The organism is Sinomonas sp., assembly GCF_051955515.1.
Lineage (GTDB): Bacteria > Actinomycetota > Actinomycetes > Actinomycetales > Micrococcaceae > Sinomonas.
Window position 1 is genome coordinate 1 of sequence record NZ_JBQCGQ010000251.1, and the last position, 6,921, is coordinate 6,921.

Annotated in this window: 6 protein-coding genes and 1 pseudogene; 4 read left to right on the forward strand and 3 right to left on the reverse strand. The window is 67.8% G+C overall.

What is annotated here, in order from left to right; genetic code table 11:
* Positions 1–1,287, reverse strand: a 1,287-nt coding sequence (gene sufB, locus ACTHL9_RS15095; protein WP_440520106.1) for a Fe-S cluster assembly protein SufB, incomplete at its 3' end; no start/stop codon positions are given.
* Positions 1,287–2,081 carry a helix-turn-helix transcriptional regulator gene (locus ACTHL9_RS15100; RefSeq protein ID WP_440520107.1) on the reverse strand — a complete coding sequence of 265 codons (795 nt, stop codon included), beginning with the start codon at positions 2,079–2,081 and terminating at the stop codon, positions 1,287–1,289. The genes ACTHL9_RS15100 and sufB, both read right to left, overlap by 1 nt.
* 125 nt (positions 2,082–2,206) lie before the next feature.
* Between ACTHL9_RS15100 and ACTHL9_RS15105 the strand changes: the two genes are divergently transcribed.
* Genes ACTHL9_RS15105 through ACTHL9_RS15115 form a run of 3 tightly spaced genes read left to right on the forward strand, consistent with a single transcriptional unit; the run spans position 2,207 to position 4,948 of the window.
* The gene (locus tag ACTHL9_RS15105; RefSeq protein WP_440520108.1) at positions 2,207–3,226 is read left to right on the forward strand and encodes an ABC transporter ATP-binding protein; all 1,020 of its coding nucleotides are present in this window, start codon (positions 2,207–2,209) and stop codon (positions 3,224–3,226) included.
* A complete protein-coding gene (locus ACTHL9_RS15110; protein WP_440520109.1) occupies positions 3,223–3,966 on the forward strand; it encodes an ABC transporter permease in 744 nt (247 codons plus the stop codon). Before ACTHL9_RS15105 ends, ACTHL9_RS15110 begins: the two co-directional genes overlap by 4 nt.
* A gap of 52 nt (positions 3,967–4,018) precedes the next feature.
* On the forward strand, positions 4,019–4,948 hold the full coding sequence (locus ACTHL9_RS15115; protein WP_440520110.1) for a COX15/CtaA family protein: 930 nt from the start codon (positions 4,019–4,021) through the stop codon (positions 4,946–4,948).
* Between the two features lie 91 nt (positions 4,949–5,039).
* Here ACTHL9_RS15115 and ACTHL9_RS15120 read toward each other — a convergent pair whose 3' ends face one another.
* Positions 5,040–5,978 (reverse strand): heme o synthase, encoded by a 939-nt coding sequence (locus ACTHL9_RS15120; RefSeq protein WP_440520111.1) that lies wholly within the window; start codon positions 5,976–5,978, stop codon positions 5,040–5,042.
* Between the two features lie 284 nt (positions 5,979–6,262).
* Between ACTHL9_RS15120 and ACTHL9_RS15125 the strand changes: the two are divergent.
* Positions 6,263–6,921: pseudogene (locus ACTHL9_RS15125) on the forward strand (transketolase); the annotation flags it as partial.

Genomic DNA, 6,921 nt, shown 5'->3' on the forward strand with positions numbered 1-6,921 from the left:
CGCCTCGTGGCCGAGCACCACGTCGTCCTCGCGGATGTCGATGTACGGGTACGTGTCCGAGCGGGAGATCGTGTCGACCAGGAGAGCGTCACAGCGCACGGTGTTCGCCGAGTGCTTCGCACCCTCGCGCACCTGCACGAGACCGCGATAGGCGGCGCGCCCGCCATTCCGCGCCACGGACTTCGAGACGATCGAGGACTTCGTGTTCGGTGCGATGTGCACCATCTTGGAGCCCGTGTCCTGATGCTGCCCTTCGCCCGCGAACGCGATCGAGAGGGTCTCGCCCTTCGCGTGCTCGCCGACGAGGTACACGGCCGGGTACTTCATGGTGACCTTCGACCCGATGTTGCCGTCGATCCACTCCATCGTGGCGCCCTCGTGGCAGATGGCACGCTTGGTGACGAGGTTGTAGACGTTGTTCGACCAGTTCTGGATCGTCGTGTAGCGGACGCGGGCGCCCTTCTTGACGATGATCTCGACAACCGCAGAGTGCAGCGAATCCGAGGTGTAGATCGGGGCCGTGCAGCCCTCGATGTAGTGGACGTAGGAATCCTCGTCGGCGATGATCAGGGTCCGCTCGAACTGGCCCATGTTCTCGGTGTTGATGCGGAAGTACGCCTGGAGAGGGATCTCCACGTGCACGCCCTTGGGGACGTAGACGAACGAGCCGCCCGACCACACGGCCGTGTTCAGCGAGGCGAACTTGTTGTCGCCAACGGGGATGACCGTGCCGAAGTACTCCTGGAAGAACTCCGGGTGCTCCTTGAGCGCGGTGTCCGTGTCGAGGAAGATCACGCCCTGGCGCTCGAGGTCCTCGCGGATCTGGTGGTAGACCACCTCGGACTCGTACTGCGCGGCGACGCCGGCCACGAGGCGGCTGCGCTCTGCCTCCGGGATGCCGAGCTTCTCGTACGTGTTGCGGATGTCCTCGGGGAGCTCCTCCCACGAGCCAGCCTGCTTCTCGGTGGAGCGCACGAAGTACTTGATGTTGTCGAAGTCGATGCCGGAGAGGTCAGCTCCCCAGAGCGGCATCGGCTTACGGTCGAAGTACTTCAGTCCCTTGAGCCGCAGGTCGAGCATCCAATCGGGCTCGCCCTTCTTCGCAGAAATGTCACGGACGACGTCCTCGTTGAGCCCGCGGCGCGCGTTGGCGCCAGCGACGTCCGCATCTGCCCAGCCGTACTCGTAGTTGCCGATCCCGTGGAGTTCGGGGTTCTTCTCGAGAATCTCCGAGATCACCGTGGGCTCGACGTCCACATTGTGCTTCTCGGCCAATTGATCCGTCATCACGGCCTCTCAGTTTCGGATGTTTGCTCAGCTTGGCTTGGGGTTGCGGCGGCCGCTCTGGCCCCGCGACCGGTCGGGATGTGCGTGGTGCACACGTGCCCGCCTCCCGCGAGCGTCGAGAGCCGACGCACGTCGACCCCGAGGAGCCGCGAGAAGACCGCGGTCTCGGTGTCGCAGAAGACGGGGAACTCGGCAGCGAGCTGCTGCACAGGGCAGTGGCCCTGGCAGAGCTGGACGCTTGCGAGGTGGTCCGGCAGCGGTTTGCCCGACGGCAGGACCCGAGGCCCGATTTCGGTGGCCGACGCGACGAAGCCGTCCCGCGTCAGGGCCTCCGCGAGAGCCCGCGATCTGTCGGCGATGTCCTCGCCTGCGGCGTCGACCAGCGGCTGGTACCGCTGCTCCATCGCGGCGAACCGCTCCTCCGCGAAATCCTCGACCGCGCCGGGTCCGGCGACATCTGCGAGGCGATGGAGCGCGGTACGGGCGATGTCGAGGTAGTCGTCGCCGATCGTCGACTGTCCCCGCGACGTCAGCACATAGCGGCGGGCCGGACGACCGGCCCCCACGCCCGAGGTGGCCACCCGCTTGACCTCGACGACGCCGGCGCGGGTCAGCGCATCCAGATGGCGCCGGACGGCGGCAGGAGTGAGGCTGAGCATGTCCCCGAGCTCCGCCGCGCTCACGGGACCATGCTCGAGCACGGCGCTCAGGACGCGGTCGCGCGTTCGGTCCTCGGCCTCGCCAGACAGGCCTTTCCCGGACGCACTTCTAGCAGGCGCTTGAGCTGTGGTCACGGAATACACAACACAATCTTCACCTAATCTCTTCCCCGTCTCCAGTAAGGAGGGGCTTAGTTGGCGGATAGATGCGTCACATCGGCCCGCAGGGAGCCTTGTACTACCTTGCGTAGAATGGATGAGTGCTCAAATCCGGTACCCCTTGCCTCGAGATCGAGGGGCTGATCCACGACGTCGGTCCGATCGCCGCCGAAGGGGGCCGGATGAAGCGGGTCCTGGCAGGTGTCGACTTCGTTGCGCGGGCGGGAGAAGTGACCGTCCTGCTCGGAGTCAACGGCGCCGGCAAGACGACGACCCTCGAATGCGCCCAAGGCCTCCGCCGCCGGACGGGCGGCACGATCCGGCTGCTCGGCGAGGACCCGCAGCTCGCCAGCGCCGAACTGCGGGCCCGGGTTGGCGTGATGCTCCAGGAAGGCGGGCTCCCGCCGTCGGCCAAGCCGCTCGCGCTCCTCAAGCACGTCGCGGGGATGTACCGCGATCCCCTGCCCGTCGACGATCTGGCAGAACGCCTCGGCTTGGGCGAGTTCGCGGGGACCACGATCCGCCGCCTCTCCGGCGGCCAGAAGCAGCGTGGTGCTCTGGCCGCGGCCCTCGTCGGGCGCCCGGAAGTGGTCTTCCTGGACGAGCCCAGCGCGGGACTCGATCCGCAGTCCCGGCAAGTGGTCTTCGACCTCATCGGCGATCTCCGGGCGCAAGGCTTGGGCATCGTGCTCACCACCCATCTGCTCGACGACGCCGAACGCCTCGCCGATTACGTGGCGATCCTGGACCGCGGCCGCATCGTGGCCGAAGGAACCGTCGCAGAACTGCTGGGAACCGCCACGCAGGCGGCGCGTCGCCTCACCCTGAGGGGGCCCGCCGGCCTCGACCTCGCGCAGGCCTTCCCGACCGGCGGGGGCAGTTTGCGCGTCCTCGAACCCACCGCGGGTCACTACCAGGTCGACGGAGAGCTCACGACGGCGCACCTCGCCTCCCTCGCGCAGTGGCTCGACGCGCAAGGAATCATGCCGACGTCCCTCGAGCTGGGAACGCAGAGCCTCGAGGACGTCTTCCTCGGGATCGCGGAGGCCTCGGCCGCCCAAGACGCCGTAACGCCGGACAAATCGCAGACGACGCCGGACCGCGAGAAGGAGTCAGCATGAGCGCCGCCACATCCCTGCCCGGGCGGGTCTGGCAGCAGGGTCGCTACGAGACGCTGACCATGCTGCGCAACGGCGAACAGCTCCTGCTGATGATCGTGCTGCCGCTCATCGCGCTCATCGGGCTCACGGTGACCCCCTTCCTCGATGGGCTGGGGCCCAATCGGGTCGATGTCGCGGCACCCGGCATCCTTGCCCTGTGCACGATGTCCACTGGGTTCACCGGCCAGGGCATTGCGACGGGCTTCGACCGCCGATACGGCGTGCTCCGCTTCCTTTCGACCACACCGCTCGGCCGTGCCGGTCTCATCGCGGGGAAGACAGTCGCCGTGCTCGCTGTCCTCGCCGTGCAGGTCGTGGTCATCGGAGGGGTCGCTGCTCTGCTCGGCTGGCGACCGGACCTTCCCGGCGCCATCCTCGGGCTCGTCCTGCTTGGGGTGGGTGCCGCCGTCTTCACCGCGCTCGGGCTCCTCGTCGCGGGCACGGCCCGCCCGGAGGCAACGCTCGCCGTGACCAACCTCGTGTGGATCCTCTTCGGAGTGTTCGGCGGCATCACGATGCCGAGCTCGAAACTGCCGTCGCAGATCGCCGGGATCGTCGGCTTCCTTCCCTCGGGCGCCCGCGGGGACGCGTCCCGTGCCGCATTCCTGCACGGAACCATCGATCTTCCCGCCGTCGTCGTCCTCCTGGTGTGGGGCGTGGCCGGCGGATTCGCTGCCGTCCGCTGGTTCAAGTGGAACTGACCCTCCCCCGCCGCCCCACCCCACCACCCCCCATTCCGGAGAAGAACTGACCATGTCACAGACCGCCGTCCGCCGTTTCGTCGACTGGCTGCCCACCGAGGTCGATCGGCGGGTCCGCGTGCTCGCGGTCGCCTCGCTCGTCGGCCAGATCGTGCTCATCGCCACGGGCGGGGCGGTGCGGCTCACCTCCTCGGGCCTCGGCTGCCCAACCTGGCCCCGCTGCACGGTGAGCTCGCTGACGACGACTCCCGAAATGGGCTTCCACGGAGTCATCGAATTCGGCAACCGCCTCCTCACGTTCGCCCTCGCCGCGGTCGCCGTTGCCATGCTTGTGGCCCTATGGAACCTTCGCCGTCAGCGCCGTGACCTCTTCTGGCTCGCGATCGGGCTCCTCGCGAGCATTCCGGCTCAGGCCGTGATCGGCGGGATCTCCGTGCTGACAGAGCTCAACCCCTGGGTCGTGGCGCTCCACTTCCTCGTCTCCATGGCGCTCGTGGTCCTCGCGACGCTGCTCGTGAATCGCGCCTACAGCCGGACCGGCCGCTTCATGAACCGCACGCTCGCGGCTCTGCCGAGCTCGATGCGCCCTGTCACGGCAGCCACCGCCGGCGCCGCCGCCCTCGCAGTCGTGCTCGGCGTCGTCGTCACCGGTGCTGGTCCCCACGCAGGCGACGCCGCCGCGCCGCGCAACGGCCTCGATTGGGATCTCGTCTCGCACATTCACGCAGTGCCCGCGTATCTGGTGACGTTCGGCGCGCTCTTCGCGCTCGTCGTCGTCCTCTCCCGCCGCGTGCGGGGGCCCTTCCGCACAGCGGTGCTCGGTCTCCTCGGTCTCACCGTCCTCCAGGCCGCCATCGGCATCACCCAGTACTACACAGGCATCCCGGCCCTTCTGGTCGGCCTGCACATGGTCGTGGCGGCGATCCTCATGGCCGAGGCCACGAATGCTGCAGACCTCGCCCGCTGGAGCCCTCGCGTGTAGCGCTCCCACCAAGACAGAGAAGGGGCCGCGGCACATGCCGCGGCCCCTTTCCTGTGCAGGACGTGTCTCTGTGCAGGACGTGTCCTCGGGCTCAGCCGACGAGCGCGCTCCCCACGAAGGGATCAACAGCCAGAGCCAGGAAGAGGATTGTGAGGTAGCTGATCGAGCCATGAAAGACCTTCATGGCCTTCTTGTCCTCGATCTCCTCTCGCTGGGCTCGGGAGTAGAGCCCGTGCGATTCCCGCAGGAACCAGGCGCCGGCGACGACAGCAGCGATGGTGTAGACCCAGCCTGCGTGCCCGAGGGGAACCAACAGGAGCGAGCAGATCACCATGGCCCACGCATAGAGCACTACCTGCACGGAGACGATCTTCGCTCCCGCGACGGCGCCCAGCATGGGGACGTGGGCGTTGCGGTAGTCCTCGCCGTAGCGCATGGAGAGCGGCCAGTAATGCGGCGGTGTCCACAGGAAGATCACCATGAAGAGGACGACGGCGGGCCACGCCACGGTGCCCGTGACCGCGGCCCACGCGATAAGGACGGGGAAGCAGCCGGCGGCGCCGCCCCAGACGATGTTCTGCGCCGTGCGGCGCTTCAGCACGAGCGTGTAGACCACGACGTAGAAGAAGATGGCGCCCGCGCCGAGGACCGACGAGAGCGGGTTGGCGCCGAACCACAGGATGGCGAGCGACGCGATGCCGAGGATCCAGGCGAAGGCGAGGGCCTCTCGCGGCGTCACCTCACCCGTCACCAGGGGACGGTTCTCGGTGCGGCGCATGAGCCTGTCGATATCGCGGTCAATGTAGCAGTTGAAGGCGCCAGCGCTCCCCGCTGCGAACGCGCCGCCGATGAGGGTGGCCGCGATGAGTCCCAGAGACGGGAACCCGCGCTGGGCGTAGATCATAGTCGGCAGCGTGCTCACGAGGAGCAGTTCGATGACGCGGGGCTTGGTGAGAGCGACGTAGGCCTTGAGTTTGCGAGCCACCCTCGAGCCGGTGGGGCGGGAAGTGGCGTGGGCGTCTGTACTCACGGGCGTGCGACTCTTTTCTTCTTCTCTCGGAAGCTCCATCATACCCGCGCACGTGTCGCCGAGGTTTCCGGGAGCTCACTCCCGAATCGGCCGTCCGTTATTCACATTCGGCCCAATTTGCGGCAAACCGCTGACCCGCGTTGGGCCGCGTGCGTAGTATGTGAGCTGGTTGTCCCGTTCTCGCAATGCGCGAATTGGTCCTCGCGCGGCGGGGCCCAAGCCTCGGGACGCACACAAGAACACGTTTCAATGGTGAACGGCCGGCATGCTGCCGTGGACCCACCATGACGGGCGCCAGGCAGCGGTCCGCCGTCAGCGATCGAGAGGGGCTCGTCTACGTGCCTGCTGTGGATGTTGAAGAACTGACCTGGACCGATGTGGATCGCAAGGCGGTCGACACGATCCGCGTGCTCGCGGCGGACGCGGTCCAGAAGGTGGGCAACGGGCACCCGGGCACGGCCATGAGCCTGGCGCCGGCGGCGTACCTGCTGTTCCAGAAGCTCATGCGCCACGACCCGTCCGACGCCGAATGGATCGGCCGCGACCGCTTCATCCTCTCCCCCGGGCACTCGTCGCTGACGCTGTACATCCAGCTGTTCCTGGCTGGCTACGGCCTCGAGGTCGAGGACCTTGCGGCGCTGCGCACGTGGGGCTCCCTCACACCGGGCCACCCCGAGTACAAGCACACCAAGGGCGTGGAGATCACCACCGGCCCGCTGGGCCAGGGCCTGGCCTCCTCGGTCGGCTTCGCGTACTCGCAGCGCCGCGAGCGGGGCCTGTACGATCCCGAGGCCCCGGCCGGCGAGTCGCCGTTCGACCACACCGTGTGGGTCATCGCCTCCGACGGCGACCTCCAGGAAGGCGTGACCTCCGAGGCCTCGTCGCTGGCTGGCCACCAGGAGCTGGGCAACCTCGTGGTGATCTACGACGAGAACCACATCTC